Origin of the sequence: Thermus sp. NEB1569 (assembly GCF_022385295.1) — a bacterium.
Classification (GTDB): Bacteria; Deinococcota; Deinococci; order Deinococcales; family Thermaceae; genus Thermus; species Thermus scotoductus.
The window spans coordinates 504,146-521,833 of record NZ_CP092445.1; the positions used below are offsets into that span (position 1 = coordinate 504,146).

A 17,688-nucleotide genomic window follows, 5' to 3' on the forward strand; every position below is an offset into this window, starting at 1 on the left:
GTGCTAGCCTGAGGCCCATGCCACGACCCAGGAGGAAAGGAGCCGAGGAGGTGAAGACCTTGGAGCGGGGCCTGAGCGTGCTTCAGGCCCTGGCGGAGCTTAAGGAGGCCGGGCTTTCCTCCCTGGCAGAGCGGACGGGGCTTACCAAGAGCACCCTTTACCGTCTCCTCCAGACCCTGGTCCGCCATGGCTTCGTGGAGGAGGAAAGGGGCGTTTACCGGGTGGGGGCCAAGGCCTTTGCCGTGGGCCAGGTTTATCCCAGGCAGAACCTGCTTCTTGCGGCGCATCCGGAGATGGAGGCCCTGGCGGCGGAAACGGGGGAGAGCGTGAACCTGGCGGTGCTGGCGGGAAGGGAGGCCCTTTACCTGGACCAGGCGGAGGGGGCCAGATTGGTCCGGCTCTTCACCGCTCCCGGAAGCCGGGCTCCCCTGCACGCCACGGGGGTGGGGAAGGTGCTTCTCGCCTTCCGGGGCATCCCCGAGGGGCTTTCCCTCACCCCGTACACTCCTTACACCCTCACCCGCCTCGAGGACCTGAAGCGGGAGCTGGAAACCGTGCGCCGGAAGGGCTACGCCCTGGACAACGAGGAGAGGGAGCTGGGGGTGCGCTGTGTGGCCGCTCCCGTTTTCGGCCCCGGGGGGGAGGTGGTGGCCGCCCTGTCCCTCTCCGCTCCCGCCAGCCGCCTCTCCCTGGAGGAGGCCCACCGCCTGGCCCCCCGGGTAGTGGAGGCGGCCAGGAAAGCTTCCTTGCGCCTGGGTTTTGTGCCCGCTTTATAATAGCATTGGTTAGGAGGGTTTAGCGGAGGGAGCTAAAGGCCATGGACAAGGACCGTCCCGTGTACGTGATCTCGGTGGCGGCGGAGCTGTTGGAGATGCACCCGCAGACCCTGAGGCTTTATGAGCGGAAGGGTTTGATCAAGCCGAAGCGGTCGGGTGGGAAGACCCGGCTTTACTCGGAGCGGGACATTGAGAAGCTTAGGGAGATCCGCCGCCTGACGCAGGAGCTTGGGGTGAACCTGGCGGGGGTGGAGGAGATCATGCGGCTTCGCTCGGAGCTGGAGGCCCTGCAGGCCCGCTTTGAGGCCGAGGTGGCCCGGCTGAAGGAGGAGATCGGGGCCCGCTTTGAGGAGCTGGAACGCCCGGCCCTTCCCCCTCCCGGGGCCACGGCCAAGCCCTCCCCCAAGGACCGTCCCGTGTACGTGATCTCGGTGGCGGCGGAGCTGTTGGAGATGCACCCGCAGACCCTGAGGCTTTACGAGCGGAAGGGTTTGATCAAGCCAAAGCGGTCGGGTGGGAAGACCCGGCTTTACTCGGAGCGGGACATTGAGAAGCTTAGGGAGATCCGCCGCCTGACGCAGGAGCTTGGGGTGAACTTGGCGGGGGTGGAGGAGATCATGCGGCTTCGCTCGGAGCTGGAGGCCCTGCAGGCCCGCTTTGAGGCCGAGGTGGCCCGGCTGAAGCTCCTTCTCTTGGAAGAGGGCAAGACCCTTCCCGAAGGGAGTAGCATGGGGGCGTGAGTGCGCTAGAGCCCCTTTTGGAGTTCTTGTCCATCCCCTCCGTATCCACCGACCCGGCCCACAAGGAAGACGTTCGCAAGGCGGCCCTCTGGCTTGCGGAAAGGCTTAGGGAGCGGGGTTTCCGCACGGAGCTTCACGAGACCCCGCTACACCCCATCCTCTACGCGGAGCGCCTCCTAGATCCCAAGGCCCCCACGGTCCTGGTCTACGGGCACTACGACGTCCAGCCCCCGGATCCCTTGGAGCTTTGGGAAAGCCCCCCCTTCGTGCCCACGGTGCGGGAGGGAAGGGTCTACGCCCGGGGAGCCTCCGACGACAAGGGGCAGCTTTGGGCGCATGTGGCGGCCCTCGAGGGCCTGCCCGCCCGGGTGAACGTGAAGTTCCTGGTGGAGGGAGAAGAGGAGATCGGAAGCCCGAGCCTTCTGCCCTTCGTGCGGGAGCACCGGGAGAAGCTCCAAGCCGACGTGGTTCTCATCTCCGATGGAGCCATGTTCGCCCCCCTCACCCCCACCCTCACCTATGGCCTAAGGGGCCTAGCCTATTTGGAGGTGCGCCTGAAGGGGGCCCGGCGGGACCTCCACTCCGGAAGCTTCGGTGGCGTGGCTCCGAATCCCATCCAGGCCATGGGGTGGATCCTCTCCAAGCTAAAGGACGAGAAAACCGGGAGGATCCTGGTTCCCGGCCTTTACGACCGGGTGCGGCCGGTTTCGGAGGAGGAGAAAAGGCTCTGGCCCCCCTTGGACGAGGAGGCCTTGAGGCGGGAGCTCGGGGTGGAGGTGCTGCCCGGGGAGGAGGGCTATAGCCCCCTGGAGAGGCTTTGGACCCGGCCCACCCTGGACCCGAACGGGATCTGGGGAGGGTACCAGGGGGAGGGCTCCAAGACGGTGATCCCCGCCGAGGCGGGCTTCAAGGTTTCCTTGCGCCTGGTGCCGGACCAGGACCCCGAGGAGGTGGCCAGCCAGGTGGAGGCCTACCTGCGGGAGATCTGCCCACCCGGCTACACCATGGAGATCCTCCGCCTCCACGGAGGCAGGCCGGTCCTCACCGATCCCTTCAGCCCCCCCATGCACCTCATGGCCAAGGCCCTGGAGGAGGTCTGGGGCAGGCCCCCCGTGTACACCCGGGAGGGAGGGACCATCCCGGTGGTGGCGGAGCTCCAGGATGCCCTTCGTGCGCCCGTGGTCCTTCTGGGTCTGGGGCTTCCCGACGACAACCTCCACGCTCCCAACGAGAAGTTTGACCTGATTAACCTGGAGAAGGGCATCGCTACCCTGAGGCGCTTCTACGAGCTTTTGGCCCAAGGGGGCTAGGCGGGAAGGGAGGCTGGCCTTAGCCTGCCCCTGTTCCGGGGATGGCCCGCTTGGTGAGCCCTGGGGGAGCTGTTTTGAAGATGAGGGCCTCCCCCACCCGGCCCGTGAGGATGGGGACCACGGCGCTTTTGGCCACCTGGGCACAGAAGGGCACATCGGCCTCGAGGCCCACCCCCTTCAGGGCGGTGGCGGCGGCGGAGAGGGAGAGGGCCTCCAGGGGGTCCTGGTAGTTCCGCTTCACCGCCAAAGCGATCCTGGCCCCATCCTCGGGCTCCACCTCCCCCAGGAGGCCCAGGTACTCCGCCAGGACCCCGGCGGTGTAGAGGTCGTCCAGGCCCACCCGCCCCTCCTTGCCGGCGGCCAGAATGGCCACCTCCTCCGTGGCCAGCTCCCGGGCCAGGCGGGCTGCGGCGTGGGCGTTGAAGAGGGAGGCCAGGAGCACGTGCTTGGCGGTCCTGGCGGCCACGTGGGCGGCCTTGGTGCCGTTGGTGGTGCTCATCACCACGGTCTTGCCTCCCACGGGGGCCTCGAGGGCCTCCCGGGGGGAGTTCCCCAGGTCAAACCCCGGGGGCTTTAACCCCCCCACCTCCCCCGCCAGGAGGACGTCGGCATCCTTGAAGGCCCGGGCGGCCTCGAGGCTTGGGACCCAGTACAGGGCCTCTGCCCCCGCCTCCAGGAAGACGACGGCCGTGGTGGTGGAGCGGATCACGTCCACCACCAACACCACATCGGGGTAGACCAGCTCCTCCGCAGGGAGGACATCCACCTTCAAGCGCATGGAAGGCCCTCCGACTCGGTTTCTTCAGACCAGGCCAAAGGCCACCTCCTCCAAAAGCCCGGGGTCCACCACCTCCACCACCCCTGAAAAAAGGCGGAGGACGCCTTGGTCTTTGAGCTCGTGGAGGACCCGGGTGGTGGTTTCCCGGCTCACCCCGGCCAGGGCCGCCAGGTCCTGGTGGCGGAGCTGGAGGTAGGGCCCGTACCCTTGGCGAAGAAGCTTTAAAAGGGCGTAGGCCACGCGGCTTCTTGCCTCCTCGAAGGCCAGAAGATCCAGCTCCAGGTTGAGTTCCCGCAGGCGGTGGGCCAGGATGCGGGCCAGGTTGTGGGCGAAGAGGGGCAGGCGGCGGATGAGCCCGAGGTAGGCTTCCCGGTAGAGGGCGAGAAGCAGGGTTTCCTCCTCCGCCAAGGCGCTGGCGCTACGTTCGCCGCCGTCCAGAAGGCTCATCTCCCCGAAGACCTCCCCTGGCCCCAGGAAGCCCAGGATCTTCTCTTGCCCTCCCAGGTGGGTGCGGTAGAGGCGCACCCGGCCTTCCTCCACCAGGTAAAGGGCCTGGCCCAGATCCCCTTGCTGGAAGATAGCCTTGCCCTTGGGGTAGGCCATGGGCTGGAAAAAGGAGCGGGCCAGGCGTGTATCCTCAGGATCCATATCCTGGAAAAGGGGGGATGCGGGCATCGGCTATACTCTAACCGAGACTTCATCTTTTGCCTAGAGGATGAGAGGGTGAACCCGGTCTTGGAGGCCATAGACCTGGGATTCTCCTACGGGAACGGCTATCTTTTCCGGGGGGTTTCCTTAAGGCTCTGCCCCGGGGAGGCCCTGACCATCCTGGGGCCCTCGGGAAGCGGTAAGACCACCCTCCTCCACCTCCTGGCGGGCCTTCTTTCCTTGCAGGAGGGCGAGGTGTACTGGGAGGGAACCCCCATCCGGGGCCTGCCCGAGGGGGTTTTGGCCAGGAGGCGGCTTCGCTTTATGGGTCTTGTGTTCCAGCACCACTTTCTTTTCCCCGAACTCACCGCCTTGGAAAACGTCCTGGCCCCCGGCTACCTGGCAGGCCGGGTGGACCGGGCCCTTGCCCTTGGGCTCCTTGCCCGGCTGGGCCTTGGGGAAAGGGCGGACTTCCTGCCCCAGAGGCTTTCGGGTGGGGAGCGGCAGCGGGTGGCGGTGGCCCGGGCCCTGTACCTTCGCCCCAGGCTTCTTTTGGCCGATGAGCCCACGGCTAGCCTGGACCGCACCCAGGCCAAGGAGGTGCTCAGGCTCATGCGGGAGTTGGCCAGGGAGGTGGGGGCGGCCCTTCTTTTCTCCACTCACGACGAGGCCTTGGTGGAAGGGCTTCCCACCTTACGGCTTTAAAATGGGGCGGTATGAGCCCCATCCACGTGCGGGGAAACAGGGGAGATGTGGCAGAAAGGGTGCTCCTGCCCGGGGATCCGGGCCGGGCGGAGTGGATTGCCCAAACCTTTCTAGAGGAACCCCGGCTTTACACTTCCCACCGGGGCCTTCTGGGCTTCACCGGCCGGTACCGGGGGGTGCCGGTTTCCGTGCAGACCACGGGCATGGGGGCCCCTTCGGCCAGCATCGTGGCGGAGGAGCTGGTGAGCTTGGGGGCCAGGGTGCTTCTCCGGGTGGGCACCTGTGGGGCGGTGGACGAGGGCCTCTCCCCCGGGGACCTGGTGATCGCCCAGGGGGCGGTGCCCCTGGACGGGGCCACCCGGCAGTATCTGGAAGGCCGTCCCTATGCTCCCGTGCCCGACGCCGAGCTCTTCCGTGCCCTCTGGAAGCAGGCGGAGCAAAGAGGCTACCCCCACCATGTGGGCCTGGTGGCCACCGAGGATGCCTTCTACGCCACCACCCCCGAGGGAGCGAAGGCCTGGGCCCAGTTTGGCCTGCTGGCCTTTGAGATGGAGGCCAGCGCCCTCTTCCTCCTGGGTAAGATGCGGAAGGTGCGGGCGGGGGCCATCCTCACGGTTTCCAACCGCATCGGTGACCCGGAGCTGGCTCCCCCTGAGGTCTTGCAAGAAGGCGTAAGGCGTATGGTGGAGGTGGCCCTCGAGGCCCTTTTGGAGGTGTAGCATGGCCCACGAGCACGAACACGAGCACGAGTTCATCCTGGAGATCCCCGAGTTTGAGCACCTCTCCTACGAGGTGGAGGAGGGCATCGCCCTGGTTACCTTAAGGCGTCCTGAGGCCTTAAACGCCCTTTCCCAGGACCTCCTCAGGGAGCTGGCCGAGGTGGCCGAGGTCATCCATCAGGATCCCGAGGTCCGGGTGGCCATCTTCACCGGGGAGGGCAAGGCCTTCGCCGCTGGGGCGGACCTCAAGGAGATCGCCGCCCTGAAGGATCCCTTCATGGCCCGGGAGTACGCCCTTTTGGGGCAGCAGGTCTTCGCCGAGATCGCCGCCTTGCCCCTTCCCACCATCGCCGCCATCAACGGGTATGCCCTGGGGGGAGGGCTGGAGCTGGCCCTGGCCTGCGATCTAAGGGTGGCCTCCAAGGAGGCCAAGCTGGGCCTGCCCGAGGTGGGGCTGGGCTTGATCCCGGGCTTTGGCGGCACCCAAAGGCTTCCCCGCCTCATCGGGCGGGGCCGGGCCTTGGACCTCATCTTCACCGGGCGGCATGTGTCCGCCGAAGAGGCCTTAAGCCTGGGTCTGGTGAACCGGGTGGGGGAGGATGCCCTGGAGGAGGCCAAGAAGCTGGCCCAGAAGATCATGAAAAATGCGCCCATCGCCCTGGCCCTGGCCAAGGAAAGCGTGGTGCGGGGCGAGGGGCTGGACCTGGCGGAGGCCCTGGAGATCGAGGCCGACCTTTTCGGCTATGCCTCCGCCACGGAGGACATGAAGGAGGGGGTGCGGGCCTTCCTGGAAAAGCGGGCACCTAACTTCAAGGGAGAGTAAGGGTAAGCCCTTTCCCTTGGGGAGGGGCTTTGGCTTCACCCTCTGGCTTCTTTTGGGCGCATGAAGGTGTTGGGTAGGTATGGCCATTCGCAGTGTGGTGTAATGTGGAGTTGCCCATGACGGGAGAGCGCATCGTCCACGTAGCCAGCCCCAAGGCCAAGCTTTACGCCGAGGCCGACCAGTCCATCCGCGAGCGCTTAAAGGCCTTTCCCAAGGCCCTTAAGGCCTACGAGCTCCTCATCCAAGACCCCGAGGCCAGGGCCGGGTGGAACATGGCCAACTACATCACCATGCGCAAGCTGGGCTACAACGACCACGGCCGGGTTCACGCCCTCCTCACGGGGGCGGCCAGCGTGGCCATCCTTTCGTTGCTGGCCGAGGCTGGGGTGCGCTTGGACACGGTGGAGTCGGGGGCCGGGGAGCTGGAGGATGCCTACGTGGTGGTCCTCCTTGCCACCATGCTCCACGACCTGGGCAACCAGGTGCACCGGGACCATCACGAGGCCTTTGGTGTCACCCTGTCCCTGCCCATCCTGAACCGGATCCTGGAGAAGATCTACCCCGACCCCGAGCAACGCACGGCCCTGAGGGCCCTCATCCTTCACGGCATCTATAGCCATGACCTCTCCCCTGAGCCCTTAACCATTGAGGCAGGGGTCACCGCCGTGGCCGACGGCACCGACATCACCAAGGGCCGGGGGCGGAAGGCCTTCGCCCTCGGGAGCATCGATATCCACTCCATCAGCGCCCTGGCGGTGGACGAGGTGCGTATCCTCAAAGGGGAGAAGGTGCCCGTGGAGATCCAGGTGACCATGAACAACTCCGCTGGCATCTTCCAGGTGGAGGAAACCCTCACCAAGAAGGTGCTCCGTAGCCCCTTAAGGCCCTACGTGAGCGTGGTGGCCATGACCGAGGGGAACGGGGGCCAGGACCAGCGCATCGTCCACCGGGTGCGCCTTCACGAGAGCGAGGACCGCTTCGTGCTGGACTGAGGCTTCCGACCCGGTCAGCCCTGGGGCTAGCGTTTGGCCGCCATCTCCTTGGTCAGCTCGCGCTTGAGGATTTTCCCCACGCTGGTTTTGGGCAGGCTGTCCCGGAACTCGATGATGCGGGGAACCTTGTAGGCGGCGAGGTTTTGCCGGCAGAAGGCCTCGAGGTCCTTTTCTGTGACCTTCCCCTTGTACTCCTCCTTGAGGACGATGAAGGCGGCCACGGTTTCCCCGCGGTAGGGGTCGGGTACGCCCACCACGGCGGCTTCCTGGACGGCTTCGTGCTGGTAGAGGACCTCTTCCACCTCGCGGGGGTAGATGTTGTAGCCGCCGGCGATGATCATGTCCTTTTTGCGGTCCACGATGTAGAAGTAGCCATCCTGGTCCATTCGGGCCATATCCCCGGTGAAGAGCCAGCCGTCCTGGAGGGCCTTTTGGGTTTCCTCGGGGCGGTTCCAGTAGCCCTTCATGATGTTGGGGCCTTTGACGACGAGTTCGCCCACCTCTCCCGTGGGGACTTCCTGACCCTCCTCGTCCACCACCTTGGCCTCTACCCCGGGGAAGGGTAGACCCACGCTCCCCAGCTTGCGGACGCCATGGAGGGGGTTGCAGTGGGTCACGGGGCTTGCCTCGGTGAGGCCGTAGCCCTCCACCAGCTTGGCCCCCGTGAGCTGTTCAAAGCGATCGGCCACCTCCAGGGGCAAGGGAGCGGAGCCCGAGATGCAGGCCCGTATGCTCCTTAGGTTCCGTTTCTCGATTCCCGGGAAGTTGTTGAAGGCCACGTAGAGGGTGGGCACCCCGGGGAAAAGGGTCACCCGGTGCTTCTCTATGGCCTCCACGATGGGCTTGATCTCCGGCCGGGGCAGAAGAACCAGCTTGGCCGCTCCCAAGAGGGCCAGGTTCATGGCCACGGTCATGCCGTAGACGTGGAAGAAGGGGATGGCCCCCAGCACCACCTCCTCTCCCTCCTGGAAATCGGGGATCCAGGAGCGGACCTGGAGGGCGTTGCTGGAGAGATTCCGGTGGGTGAGCATGGCCCCCTTGGCCACACCCGTGGTCCCTCCCGTGTACTGCAAAAGGGCGAGGTCGTCCAGGTCTAAAGGGACGGGCTGGGGATTACCCGGCTTGAGGAAGGCACGCCAGGGGGTGCCCTCGAGGCTCCTCGGGGCTTGGCCTTTCCGCTTGAGCATCAAGGGGTAGAGGAGATTCTTGGGGAAGGGCAGGTAGTCCTGAATGCCTGTGCGCACCAGGACCTCCACCGGGGCCTCTGCCTTCACCTCCTGGTAGCGGGGAAGAAGAAGGTCCAGGATGACCAGGACCCTGGCCCCCGAGTCCCTGAGCTGGTGCCCGAGTTCCCGGGGGGTGTACATGGGGTTGGTGTTCACCGCCACGCCCCCCGCCAGAAGGGTGCCGTAGAAGGCGATGACGAACTGGGGGGAGTTAGGGAGCATGATGGCCACCCGGTCCCCGGGTTTCAGGCCGGCCTCCTGAAGGCCTTTGGCGAAGGCCTCCACCTGCTGCCACAGGTTTCGGTAGCTAAGACTTCGCCCCAGGAATTCCAGGGCCTCCTTGTGGGGATAGCGGCGGGCGTTTTCCCTTAGAAGGTCGGTGAGCAGCCAGGGCCTGGGGGCCTCCTTGGGGACCCCGGGATCGTAGTGAGTGTACCAGGGATGCATGGCACCTCCTTGAACTGGGTCAAAGTTTACCTCCACCTGCGGCTTAGGGCAAGGGCTTTAAGCCCGGAAGTACCGGTAGGGGGGGCCTTCCCGCTTTACGTGCCCCTCGAGGCGCAGGTACTCCAGGTGGGCCAGGGTTTCCGCAAAGGCGAAGCGCCTGCCGGGAGCGTCCAGCTCCTGGGGGAAAAGCCTTAGGGAAAGCTCCCAGGCGGTCATGGGGGCTTGAAGAAAGCCGAGCAGGGCCTCCAGGCGCTCCTGGTGGTGGGCGATGAGCTCTTGGGCCCGCTTCTTCACCTCGAGGATGGGGCCGAAATGCCCCGCATACGCCACCTTGGCTGGAAGCTCCATAAGGCGCTCTAAGGACGCCAGAAAGTCCTTTAGGGGGTTCTCCCGGGTGTAGGCCCAAAGGCCCACGTTGGGGGAGACCCGTTCCAAGAGGGCGTCCCCTACCAGGAGGATTCCTTCCTCCTCCAGATAGAAGGCCGCGTGCCCATCGGCGTGGCCTGGAGTCCAGATGACCCTGAGCTTTTTGCCGGCTACCTCCAGCACCTCCCCGTCCTTCAGGGGCGTGGGGTTTTGGGGAGGATGGACCCGCTCCCGGGTTTTGGCCATGGTTTCCCGGATGCCCATAAGGGCTTCCTCCGGGGTGCCGTGGTCCAGGAAAAGCCGCCAGCTGGCCTCCTCAAAGGCTTCGGGTTGAAGCCAGAAGAGGTGGCCCCGCCCTACCTCCTCCTCGTGCAGCCATACCCGGGCCCCAAGCCCTTCAAAAAAGCCCGCCAGGCCGTAGTGGTCCGGGTGGTGGTGGGTGAGGAGGATGGTCTTGATGTCGGTAAAGCAAAGGCCGAGCTCCGCCAGGCTGAGCTCCAGGGTGCCCCGGGCCGTCTTGGTGCCCAGGGCGGTGTCCAGGAGGGCCACCTCCCCGTTGCCCCTAAAAAGGTAGAGGTTTACCGTCTTCAAGGGGTAGGGGATGGGCACGGGGATCTGGTAGAGCCCTGGGAGGACCTCCTTCATAGGAGCTTCCCCATAAGGAGCAGGGCCGCCAGGAAGGGGTCCGGCTCGGGAAGGTACCAGGGGAAAAGGTATCTTCCTTGGCCATCCCCCTGGACCTCCTTCCCCTTAAGGGCCTCCTCGAGGGCCTTTAGGACCCGGTCTGGAGGCATAACCTCCCCCCCGGGAAGGACCACGCTCAGGCGGTCCGCATCCCCATCCAGGGCAAAGCCCACCGCCGGGGGTTCCACCGCCTTCATGAGGACAAGGAGGGTGGGGAGGTTTTCCGGCTTGGGGTCGGGGTCCACCCCGTAGAAGAGGGGGTGGGGAAGGGGGTGGAGTTCCCTAAGTTCCGCCTCGAGGCCCAGGAGCTTGAAGACCCCGGGCAGCACCCCTCCCCCTGCTCCTCCCAGGGTGTCCAGGTAAACCACCCCCTTTTTTCCCTGGGCTCCCTGGCCGGCGTTTTGGGCCAGGTGCTCCAGGTAGGCCTTCTTCCGGTCCAGGACCTGGAAGCTTCCCCGCTTCTGCGGGGCCTCCTGGGGAAGGGCCATCCCTTCCGGGGAAAGGGGTTTCCCGGGGCCCAGGCGGAGCTTCACCCCCTGGAAGCGGGCGGGCTTGCGGCTGGCGGTGAGGTAAAACCCGGCTGCTTCCAGTTCCTTTAGGGCAAAGCCGAAAAGGGGCAAAGGGGAAGGGCCTTTCAGGAGGAAGGTTTCCAGGCCCATTCCCCCCAGGATCCCCGCCGCTTCCTCCGCCATTTCCTTGGCCAGGAAGCGGGTGTCGTGGGCCACCACCACCCGGCGGATCCCTTCCGCCTCGAGCCTGGCTCCAAACCCCGCTGCCACCCGGGCCTGGTGGGCGAAGGTGAACCCCTTGGCGATCTCTCCTAGGAAGCCGTCTTGGGTGGAATAGAGCTCCATGCCTTAAAGTCTACCCCGTGGTACACTCTCCCCCGTGGAGCTAGAGGGTCAGCGTGGTTCCTCGGGGATGCAGGGGCCCCAAAGCAGCCATCCTGGAGACGAGCTCCTTCGCTCCCTGAACGAAGCCCAGCGCCAGGCGGTCTTGCACTTTGAGGGACCGGCCCTGGTGGTGGCGGGGGCGGGAAGCGGCAAGACCCGCACCGTGGTCCACCGGGTGGCCTACCTCATCGCCAAGAGGGGCGTCTTCCCCTCGGAGATCCTGGCGGTCACCTTCACCAACAAGGCCGCCCTCGAGATGCGGGAGCGCCTTAAGCGCATGGTGAAGGGTGCGGGGGAGCTTTGGGTTTCCACTTTCCACTCCGCCGCCTTGCGGATCCTGAGGGTCTATGGGGAAAGGGTGGGGTTGAAGCCGGGGTTCGTGGTCTACGACGAGGACGACCAGACTGCCCTCATCAAGGAGGTGTTGAAGGAGCTCGGCCTTGCCGCCAGGCCCGGGCCCCTCAAGGCCCTTCTGGACCGCGCCAAGAACCGGGGGGAGGCCCCCGAGTCCCTGCTTTCGGAGCTTCCCGACTACTACGCCGGGCTCAGCCGGGGGAGGCTTCTGGACGTGCTGAAGCGCTACGAGGAGGCCCTCAAGGCCCAGGGGGCCCTGGACTTCGGGGACATCCTCCTCTATGCCCTCCGCCTCCTGGAGGAGGACCCTGAGGTCTTGAAGCGGGTCAGGAGGCGGGCCCGCTTCATCCACGTGGACGAGTACCAGGACACCAACCCCGTGCAGTACCGCTTCACCAAGCTGTTGGCGGGGGAGGAGGCCAACCTCATGGCCGTGGGGGACCCGGACCAGGGCATCTACTCCTTCCGCGCCGCGGACATCAAGAACATCCTGGACTTTACCCGGGACTTCCCTGGGGCCAAAGTGTACCGCCTCGAGGAGAACTACCGCTCCACCGAGGCCATCCTGCGTTTCGCCAACGCCCTCATCGTCAACAATGCCCTGCGCCTGGAGAAGACCTTGAGGCCCGTGAAGCCCGGGGGGGAGCCTGTGCGCCTCTACCGGGCCCGGGATGCCCGGGACGAGGCCCGCTTCGTGGCCGAAGAGATCCTGCGGCTGGGGCCTCCCTTCGACCGGGTGGCGGTCCTCTACCGCACCAACGCCCAAAGCCGCCTCCTGGAGCAGGCCCTGGCCTCCCGGGGGGTTCCAGCCCGGGTGGTGGGGGGGGTGGGGTTCTTTGAACGGGCGGAGGTGAAGGACCTTCTGGCCTACGCCCGCCTGAGCCTGAACCCCCTGGATGGGGTGAGCCTGAAGCGGGTGCTGAACACCCCTCCCCGGGGCATCGGCCCCGCTACGGTGGAGAAGGTGGAGGCCCTCGCCAGGGAGAAGGGGCTTCCCCTCTTCGAGGCCCTCAGGGTGGCGGCAGAGGTTCTGCCCCGCCCTGCTCCCTTGCGCCACTTCCTGGCCCTGATGGAGGAGCTACAGGAACTGGCCTTTGGACCGGCGGAGGGATTTTTCCGCCACCTCCTCGAGGCCACGGACTACCCCGCTTACCTGCGGGAGGCTTACCTTGAGGATTACGAGGACCGCCTGGAGAACGTGGAGGAACTTCTCCGGGCGGCCAAGGAGGCGGAGGGTCTTATGGAGTTTCTGGACAAGGTGGCCCTCACCGCCCGGGCGGAGGAACCCGCGGATCCTGCGGGCAAGGTGGCCCTCATGACCCTGCACAACGCCAAGGGGCTGGAGTTTCCCGTGGTCTTCGTGGTGGGGGTGGAGGAAGGGCTTTTGCCCCACCGCTCCTCCTTAAGTACCCTGGAGGGCCTCGAGGAGGAGCGCCGCCTCTTCTACGTGGGGGTGACCCGGGCCCAGGAAAGGCTTTACCTCTCCTATGCGGAGGAAAGGGAGGTTTACGGGCGCACCGAAGCCACCCGGCCAAGCCGTTTCCTGGAGGAGGTGGAAGAGGGGCTCTACCAGGAGTACGATCCCTACCGGACGCCCACCAAGGCTCCTCCAGCCCACCGGCCCAAGCCCGGGGCCTTCAAGGGTGGGGAACGGGTGGTCCACCCCCGCTTTGGCCAAGGTACGGTGGTGGCGGCCATGGGGGACGAGGTGACGGTGCACTTCGAGGGGGTGGGCTTGAAGCGGCTTTCCCTCAAGTACGCCGACCTAAGGCCTGTGGGGTGAGGCCATGCGCCCGGAGTATCAGAAAGTCCGCCCCCTGGCCTTTCTCCACCGGGTGCCTTCTCCCCTGTTTGACCGCCTGGTGGCCGAGGTGGCCACGGCCAGGCTTCCCCTTTTCCCTTATCCCGTGGAGGCCCAGGATCCCTTTGCCCTCTTCCCCTGCCTGGCCCCTTTGGGCCTGGCCGGGGCGGTGCTGGCGGAGGCCCTGCCGCCTCCCAAGGACCTGGCCCCAAGCCTTTCCCTGGAGGCGGAGGCCCTGGAGGCAGGGCTTTTGGACCTGGTGGTCCCCCGGGTGGGGGGGCTGATGGGGCAGTACACGGAAGGGGTGGCCCTGGAGCGGTTCCTTTCCACCCACTTCCCCGGGGCCAGGGGGCTATGGCTTGGGCCTTTGAGGCCTTCTTTGGCTCCTTTCCTGAGGCCTTTGGCCCAGGTTTCCGTGGTGGCCTCAAGCTTCGCCGAAGGGGATAGCTTTTTGGCCCGCCTGCCGGAGCGGGCCCGGGGGCACGTGGCCTTGAGGCCGGAGGAGGCCAGGGCCCTGTCCCTCAAGACGGACCTGATCCTCTACGCGGGTGGGCGGCTTAGCCTGGACGTACTCCACCCCTTCCACGCCCTGGTGGCTTTTTCCCCCCTGGACCGGGGGGTCTGGGAGAGGGTGCAGATAGTTCACCCCCCGGAGGACCTTCTGGGCTTTAGGGTAAGGGCGGTCCTCGAGGGCCTCGGCTACCCCCTTTGACGGGCCTCTCGGGCCAAAAGCCCCATGCTGAGGGCGATGAGGAGGAAGGCGATCAGGGCCTGCAAGGGGATGGGGAACTGGGGGATGTACTCCACGGAGCAGGGCACCGGGGGTTTGCAGGCCAGGGTGAAGAGGTCGGGGAAGCGCTGCTCCAAAAGGTGCAGGGTGCTGATGCTTCCTCCGATGAGGGAAAGGGTGAGGGCGTAGGGCCAGATGGAAAGGTCCTGTCGCCAAAGGGCCAGGCCCAAGAGGACCGCCTGCGGGTACATGAAGATCCTTTGGTACCAGCAGAGTTCGCAGGGCAAAAAAAGCCGCACCTCGGAGTAGTAGAGGCTTCCTAAGGTGGCCACCAGGGCCACCACCCAGGCGAAGGCGAGAACGAGGGGTGCAAGCGGAGCGCGGTTCATGGGGAGAGCATACCCCCTACGGCGGGGTTTGGGATTCGGCTAAGCCACTGTAGCCAGTTTTGAACTTTGGACTGTGTGACGAGAGGATGGCAATGTGCCTGGTTGGCATATGTCAACCTAGCTTGTTGACTTGAAGGAACTCTTCTGGTGTGCTAAAGGCGTTGAAGAATAAAGGTGTTCCCGCGAAGGACAAAGGAGAAACTGGGCCGATAGTCATGAAGGAATACTCCCTGCTCGCAATGTCAAAAGATGAGTGAGGATCGCGGAACAATTGGTAGAGGTCAAGCGCTTTACTGCGACCGCCTACCAGCTCGCTTAACGCCTTGAACTCAGCGCCCATTCCTAGACCAAAGCCAAAGAAGAAAATGCGCAACTGCTCCAATATCTCCCGATGCAGGCTGGATAAGGTTTGGCTAATGAACAGCCAACCAACCCCATATTTGCGCGTAGTTCGCGCCGCATCAATCAGAATGCTCCGAATCGCCTTCTTCTCCTCGCTCTCAGGCTCCTCGCGAGGCGCAAGACGGTGTGCTTCATCAATTAGCACGAGCGTGTTGAGGCTGCGGTTCTGTTTGTAGGAATATTCTGCTGCTGTGCGAATGGGTCGTGTAAGGATTTATGTGTAAGGGTCCGTGTTTAATAGGGGGGCACACCTTAGCACGAGGAGGTGCCCCGTGGACCAGGATACCTTGCGGATCTTGCTGAGGGAAGCGGTGCGGGAGACAGTAGCCGAGGTTCTGCAGACGGTTCTGGAGCTGGACCGGACGGCCTTCTTGCAGGTGCACGGAGGCCGCAGGAACGGCTACTACCCCCGCAAGCTGGAGACCACCTTCGGCCAGGTGGACCTGAAGGTCCCTAGGGATCGGGAATCTCGGTATTACCCGGCTTTCCTTAAGCCCTACGTCCGCCGCCTGGTGGACGTGGGGGAAGTGGCGGTAGCCCTTTACGCCGCCGGGGTCAGTCAGCGCAAGGCGGCCGAGATACTGAGCCTGCTCTTAGGCCACCGCTACTCCCACGAGACCCTGAGCGCCCTGACGGACGAGGTCCTGGAGGCGGCAGGAGCCTTCCGCACCCGGCCTTTGCCCGAGGAGATGGCCTTCGTCTACCTGGACGGGCTTTCCCTAAAGGTCTTCAGGGAAGGAGAAGGGATCGTACGGGAAAGCGTGTATGTGGCCCTGGGCATCGCCCCTAATGGGGAGAGGCGGGTCCTGGGGTTTTGGCTGTTGCCCACGGAGAGCGCCCTGGGATGGGAGGGGGTCCTGGGGGAGCTTTGGCAGCGGGGCCTGCGGCGGGTATTGCTCTTCATCACCGACGGGCTGCCCGGGCTTCCCGAGGCGATCCGCAGGGTCTACCCTCAGGCGGAGTGGCAGCGGTGCGTGGTGCACGGGGTGCGGTGGAGCCTGTCCCAGGTGCGCTCCCGGGACCGGGCCCTGCTGGCGGAGGACCTGAGGCGGGTGTACGGGGCGGAGAGCCGGGAAGAAGCTCTTGGGGCCTTGGAGGAGGTGAAGGCCGCCTGGGGTTCGCGGTACCCGGGGGTGGTGGGGCTTTGGGTACAGGATTCGGGGGCCTTCCTGCGGTTCTACGGGTACCCCAAGGTGCTTTGGCCGTACCTGCGGAGCACCAACCTGATGGAGCGGTTTATCCGGGAGCTACGGCGGGGGACGAAGGTGCGGGACCACAAGTTTCCTAAGGAAGAGGCGGTGTACAAGCTTCTTTACCTGGAGTCGGAGAGGCAGGAAGGGAGGTGGGCAGAACGGAAACTAAAGGGGTTCTCGGAGGTGAAGGAGGTGCTGGAGAAGATGCTTCAGGAGCGGTATGCCCCCCGTACACAGACTCTTACACATAACTCTTGACACGACCTGATTGTCAGTTGCTTTAACACCAACTCTCTGGAAGAATCCGGATTCCAACAGTACCTGTTCAAACAAGCCCCAGCGGTCTAATACCAAATCCTTTACACCATACGTTTGGATAGGTTTGCCTAACTTATTGACAACATGCTTTATCGGCAAGTGAAATTCGCCGGGTACCACTTCTCCCCTGGCCCCCTTGGCAAACTCCCCCTGAGGATCGATAACTAAGATAGCCATGTTAGGGTAACGGGCATAGGCCAGCAGGATCATCTTGGCCAGAACAGATTTCCCGGAACCCGTTTTGCCGAAGATGCCCAGGTGATAAGCCTCACCGGCGCCCTGAGGGCCAGTGTCGAAATGCTTGAACCAAAGGGGCAGAAGGGGCGTTGAGCCATAGACACGCCCCAAGTAGAACAACTGATCACGGTAGGGAGAGAGGAGCTCGGACAGGACGACGTCATCGACAAGATGAATGGGCGTACCTGTGGCTGGGACAGTGCCTAGGATGCTAGGGCGATAGCCATTAGAACTGGCGGAGAAGACGGCGCTGATGGTCATCTCTCCCAGATGGGTATCCTGGCGCTCGCTGACGGCATCCACCCGCCCGCGCTGACGGATCAGGCTCCGCATTGTGGGGTCTTCATGCCAGACGTTGCGTAATTGCACCTCGGTGATCTGTCCCAGTGCATAATGGGAAAGGCCATCCTGGTTATACCGGAACAGAGCAAGCTCGCCCACAAGTTTTTTGTTGACAGCACTGGCCAAAATATCCAGCGCTATTTCGCTGGTGGAGGATGGAGATCCGATTACACCTATCCGCTCGGTTTTGTCTATTAATTGATCGAGCTTCGTCGACATAGGCTTACGCTCCCGATTCTGTGCGATAGCCATGGAGGCCTAGAAAAATCTCGTCTATGTTTCCATGGTAGGTCTCGGCAATCTGCTGACTGGTTACCTGTCGAAAGGTAGGAATAGCCCTAGATAAGTGCTTAACCATTCGATCCGCCATATAGAGCGGATAGGGCTCCATTACTGCGGGCGCGCCGCACTGATGGCGAATGCCATGCAGGGCCGTGGCTAAGCGTGCTGGGTTTTCGGCTACTGCCCGGCTCATTTCTATCCGAAGGGCTGGAAGCCACGAAAAGGGCCGGTAATAAACAACCCGAATTTCGCCTAATAGCGAAATGATTTGCTTGACCATTCGATCAGCTTTTTCCTTCCCAGCAGCCTTCAATGGTTCCAGATTCAAGTGCCAGGGTTCAGCTGGCTGCTGCAAGGCCATGGGCCGGGTGTATTCACCCGGCTCCAACAGAAAGGTCAGGAGAGCACGGTCATCGTACATTTCAGGCCATCCCATCTGTTGGCCGATTTCACGCCTCGTTGTGTACTTAGGAATTGCCAGCCAACAGCGATCGTTTCGAGTAGCAGCCAGTATTGTTAGGTACGCTTGTAAA

General features: G+C 64.3%; 19 protein-coding genes. 10 read left to right on the forward strand and 9 right to left on the reverse strand.

Annotation, left to right across the window (positions count from 1 at the left end; genetic code table 11):
- The first annotated feature begins 17 nt into the window (after nt 1-17).
- Genes MI302_RS03260 through MI302_RS03270 form a run of 3 tightly spaced genes read left to right on the forward strand, consistent with a single transcriptional unit; the run spans nt 18 to nt 2,826 of the window.
- Nucleotides 18-776 carry an IclR family transcriptional regulator gene (locus MI302_RS03260; RefSeq protein ID WP_239726193.1) on the forward strand — a complete coding sequence of 253 codons (759 nt, stop codon included), beginning with the start codon at nt 18-20 and terminating at the stop codon, nt 774-776.
- A gap of 41 nt (nt 777-817) precedes the next feature.
- Complete coding sequence (hspR, locus tag MI302_RS03265; protein ID WP_239726194.1) at nt 818-1,516, forward strand: heat shock protein transcriptional repressor HspR, fused homodimer type; 699 nt, start codon at nt 818-820, stop codon at nt 1,514-1,516.
- Nucleotides 1,513-2,826 (forward strand): dipeptidase, encoded by a 1,314-nt coding sequence (locus MI302_RS03270; protein ID WP_239726195.1) that lies wholly within the window; start codon nt 1,513-1,515, stop codon nt 2,824-2,826. Before hspR ends, MI302_RS03270 begins: the two co-directional genes overlap by 4 nt.
- A gap of 19 nt (nt 2,827-2,845) precedes the next feature.
- Here MI302_RS03270 and MI302_RS03275 read toward each other — a convergent pair whose 3' ends face one another.
- Together MI302_RS03275 and MI302_RS03280 are read right to left on the reverse strand one after the other, a co-directional pair.
- Nucleotides 2,846-3,604, reverse strand: coding sequence for a 2-phosphosulfolactate phosphatase (locus MI302_RS03275; protein WP_126177951.1), 759 nt, complete (start codon nt 3,602-3,604; stop codon nt 2,846-2,848).
- Between the two features lie 24 nt (nt 3,605-3,628).
- Nucleotides 3,629-4,279: a Crp/Fnr family transcriptional regulator gene (locus tag MI302_RS03280; RefSeq protein WP_239726196.1), complete on the reverse strand. Its 651-nt coding sequence runs from the start codon at nt 4,277-4,279 to the stop codon at nt 3,629-3,631.
- Between the two features lie 48 nt (nt 4,280-4,327).
- Here MI302_RS03280 and MI302_RS03285 point away from each other — a divergent pair, with 48 nt between their 5' ends.
- The 4 genes from MI302_RS03285 (at nt 4,328) to MI302_RS03300 (ending at nt 7,491) form a co-directional block, all read left to right on the forward strand.
- Nucleotides 4,328-4,957, forward strand: a complete 630-nt coding sequence (locus MI302_RS03285; protein ID WP_019550250.1) for an ABC transporter ATP-binding protein — start codon at nt 4,328-4,330, stop codon at nt 4,955-4,957.
- A gap of 11 nt (nt 4,958-4,968) precedes the next feature.
- Nucleotides 4,969-5,676: a purine-nucleoside phosphorylase gene (locus MI302_RS03290; protein ID WP_239726197.1), complete on the forward strand. Its 708-nt coding sequence runs from the start codon at nt 4,969-4,971 to the stop codon at nt 5,674-5,676.
- A gap of 1 nt (nt 5,677) precedes the next feature.
- Entirely contained in the window at nt 5,678-6,499 is an 822-nt protein-coding gene (locus MI302_RS03295; RefSeq protein WP_105316890.1) for an enoyl-CoA hydratase/isomerase family protein, read from the forward strand.
- Between the two features lie 116 nt (nt 6,500-6,615).
- Nucleotides 6,616-7,491: an HD domain-containing protein gene (locus MI302_RS03300; protein WP_126170426.1), complete on the forward strand. Its 876-nt coding sequence runs from the start codon at nt 6,616-6,618 to the stop codon at nt 7,489-7,491.
- Between the two features lie 26 nt (nt 7,492-7,517).
- Here MI302_RS03300 and MI302_RS03305 read toward each other — a convergent pair whose 3' ends face one another.
- The 3 genes from MI302_RS03305 to MI302_RS03315 are packed head-to-tail and all read right to left on the reverse strand — an operon-like array spanning nt 7,518 to nt 11,068.
- The gene (locus MI302_RS03305; RefSeq protein ID WP_239726198.1) at nt 7,518-9,164 is read right to left on the reverse strand and encodes a long-chain fatty acid--CoA ligase; all 1,647 of its coding nucleotides are present in this window, start codon (nt 9,162-9,164) and stop codon (nt 7,518-7,520) included.
- Between the two features lie 57 nt (nt 9,165-9,221).
- Nucleotides 9,222-10,175 (reverse strand): MBL fold metallo-hydrolase, encoded by a 954-nt coding sequence (locus MI302_RS03310; RefSeq protein WP_239726199.1) that lies wholly within the window; start codon nt 10,173-10,175, stop codon nt 9,222-9,224.
- Entirely contained in the window at nt 10,172-11,068 is an 897-nt protein-coding gene (locus MI302_RS03315) for a phosphoglucomutase (protein ID WP_304653894.1), read from the reverse strand. Before MI302_RS03315 ends, MI302_RS03310 begins: the two co-directional genes overlap by 4 nt.
- A gap of 67 nt (nt 11,069-11,135) precedes the next feature.
- Between MI302_RS03315 and MI302_RS03320 the strand changes: the two genes are divergently transcribed.
- Nucleotides 11,136-13,244 (forward strand): ATP-dependent helicase, encoded by a 2,109-nt coding sequence (locus MI302_RS03320; RefSeq protein ID WP_239726497.1) that lies wholly within the window; start codon nt 11,136-11,138, stop codon nt 13,242-13,244.
- A gap of 4 nt (nt 13,245-13,248) precedes the next feature.
- A complete protein-coding gene (locus MI302_RS03325; RefSeq protein WP_239726200.1) occupies nt 13,249-13,974 on the forward strand; it encodes a hypothetical protein in 726 nt (241 codons plus the stop codon).
- Here the strand turns inward: MI302_RS03325 and MI302_RS03330 are convergent.
- On the reverse strand, nt 13,962-14,381 hold the full coding sequence (locus tag MI302_RS03330) for a disulfide bond formation protein B (RefSeq protein ID WP_015716474.1): 420 nt from the start codon (nt 14,379-14,381) through the stop codon (nt 13,962-13,964). The two genes, MI302_RS03325 and MI302_RS03330, sit on opposite strands and share 13 nt — an antisense overlap.
- A 112-nt stretch (nt 14,382-14,493) precedes the next feature.
- Nucleotides 14,494-14,928: a hypothetical protein gene (locus MI302_RS03335; RefSeq protein WP_239726201.1), complete on the reverse strand. Its 435-nt coding sequence runs from the start codon at nt 14,926-14,928 to the stop codon at nt 14,494-14,496.
- 85 nt (nt 14,929-15,013) lie between these two features.
- Here MI302_RS03335 and MI302_RS03340 point away from each other — a divergent pair, with 85 nt between their 5' ends.
- On the forward strand, nt 15,014-16,234 hold the full coding sequence (locus MI302_RS03340; RefSeq protein WP_054391492.1) for an IS256-like element ISTth4 family transposase: 1,221 nt from the start codon (nt 15,014-15,016) through the stop codon (nt 16,232-16,234).
- Here MI302_RS03340 and MI302_RS03345 read toward each other — a convergent pair.
- Both MI302_RS03345 and MI302_RS03350 read right to left on the reverse strand, forming a co-directional pair.
- On the reverse strand, nt 16,142-17,092 hold the full coding sequence (locus MI302_RS03345) for a helicase HerA domain-containing protein (protein ID WP_239726202.1): 951 nt from the start codon (nt 17,090-17,092) through the stop codon (nt 16,142-16,144). The two genes, MI302_RS03340 and MI302_RS03345, sit on opposite strands and share 93 nt — an antisense overlap.
- A 4-nt stretch (nt 17,093-17,096) precedes the next feature.
- A complete protein-coding gene (locus tag MI302_RS03350; RefSeq protein ID WP_239726203.1) occupies nt 17,097-17,576 on the reverse strand; it encodes a DNA double-strand break repair nuclease NurA in 480 nt (159 codons plus the stop codon).
- Nucleotides 17,577-17,688 lie beyond the last annotated feature (112 nt).

Bases quoted from the DNA above. Each gene is read 5' to 3' on its own strand.
- MI302_RS03260 (WP_239726193.1), top strand. From the start codon at position 18: ATGCCACGACCCAGGAGGAAAGGAGCCGAGGAGGTGAAGACCTTGGAG.
- hspR (WP_239726194.1), top strand. From the start codon at position 818: ATGGACAAGGACCGTCCCGTGTACGTGATCTCGGTGGCGGCGGAGCTG.
- MI302_RS03275 (WP_126177951.1), bottom strand. From the start codon at position 3,604: ATGCGCTTGAAGGTGGATGTCCTCCCTGCGGAGGAGCTGGTCTACCCC.
- MI302_RS03280 (WP_239726196.1), bottom strand. From the start codon at position 4,279: ATGCCCGCATCCCCCCTTTTCCAGGATATGGATCCTGAGGATACACGC.
- MI302_RS03290 (WP_239726197.1), top strand. From the start codon at position 4,969: ATGAGCCCCATCCACGTGCGGGGAAACAGGGGAGATGTGGCAGAAAGG.
- MI302_RS03295 (WP_105316890.1), top strand. From the start codon at position 5,678: ATGGCCCACGAGCACGAACACGAGCACGAGTTCATCCTGGAGATCCCC.
- MI302_RS03300 (WP_126170426.1), top strand. From the start codon at position 6,616: ATGACGGGAGAGCGCATCGTCCACGTAGCCAGCCCCAAGGCCAAGCTT.
- MI302_RS03305 (WP_239726198.1), bottom strand. From the start codon at position 9,164: ATGCATCCCTGGTACACTCACTACGATCCCGGGGTCCCCAAGGAGGCC.
- MI302_RS03310 (WP_239726199.1), bottom strand. From the start codon at position 10,175: ATGAAGGAGGTCCTCCCAGGGCTCTACCAGATCCCCGTGCCCATCCCC.
- MI302_RS03315 (WP_304653894.1), bottom strand. From the start codon at position 11,068: ATGGAGCTCTATTCCACCCAAGACGGCTTCCTAGGAGAGATCGCCAAG.
- MI302_RS03320 (WP_239726497.1), top strand. From the start codon at position 11,136: ATGCAGGGGCCCCAAAGCAGCCATCCTGGAGACGAGCTCCTTCGCTCC.
- MI302_RS03325 (WP_239726200.1), top strand. From the start codon at position 13,249: ATGCGCCCGGAGTATCAGAAAGTCCGCCCCCTGGCCTTTCTCCACCGG.
- MI302_RS03330 (WP_015716474.1), bottom strand. From the start codon at position 14,381: ATGAACCGCGCTCCGCTTGCACCCCTCGTTCTCGCCTTCGCCTGGGTG.
- MI302_RS03345 (WP_239726202.1), bottom strand. From the start codon at position 17,092: ATGTCGACGAAGCTCGATCAATTAATAGACAAAACCGAGCGGATAGGT.
- MI302_RS03350 (WP_239726203.1), bottom strand. From the start codon at position 17,576: ATGTACGATGACCGTGCTCTCCTGACCTTTCTGTTGGAGCCGGGTGAA.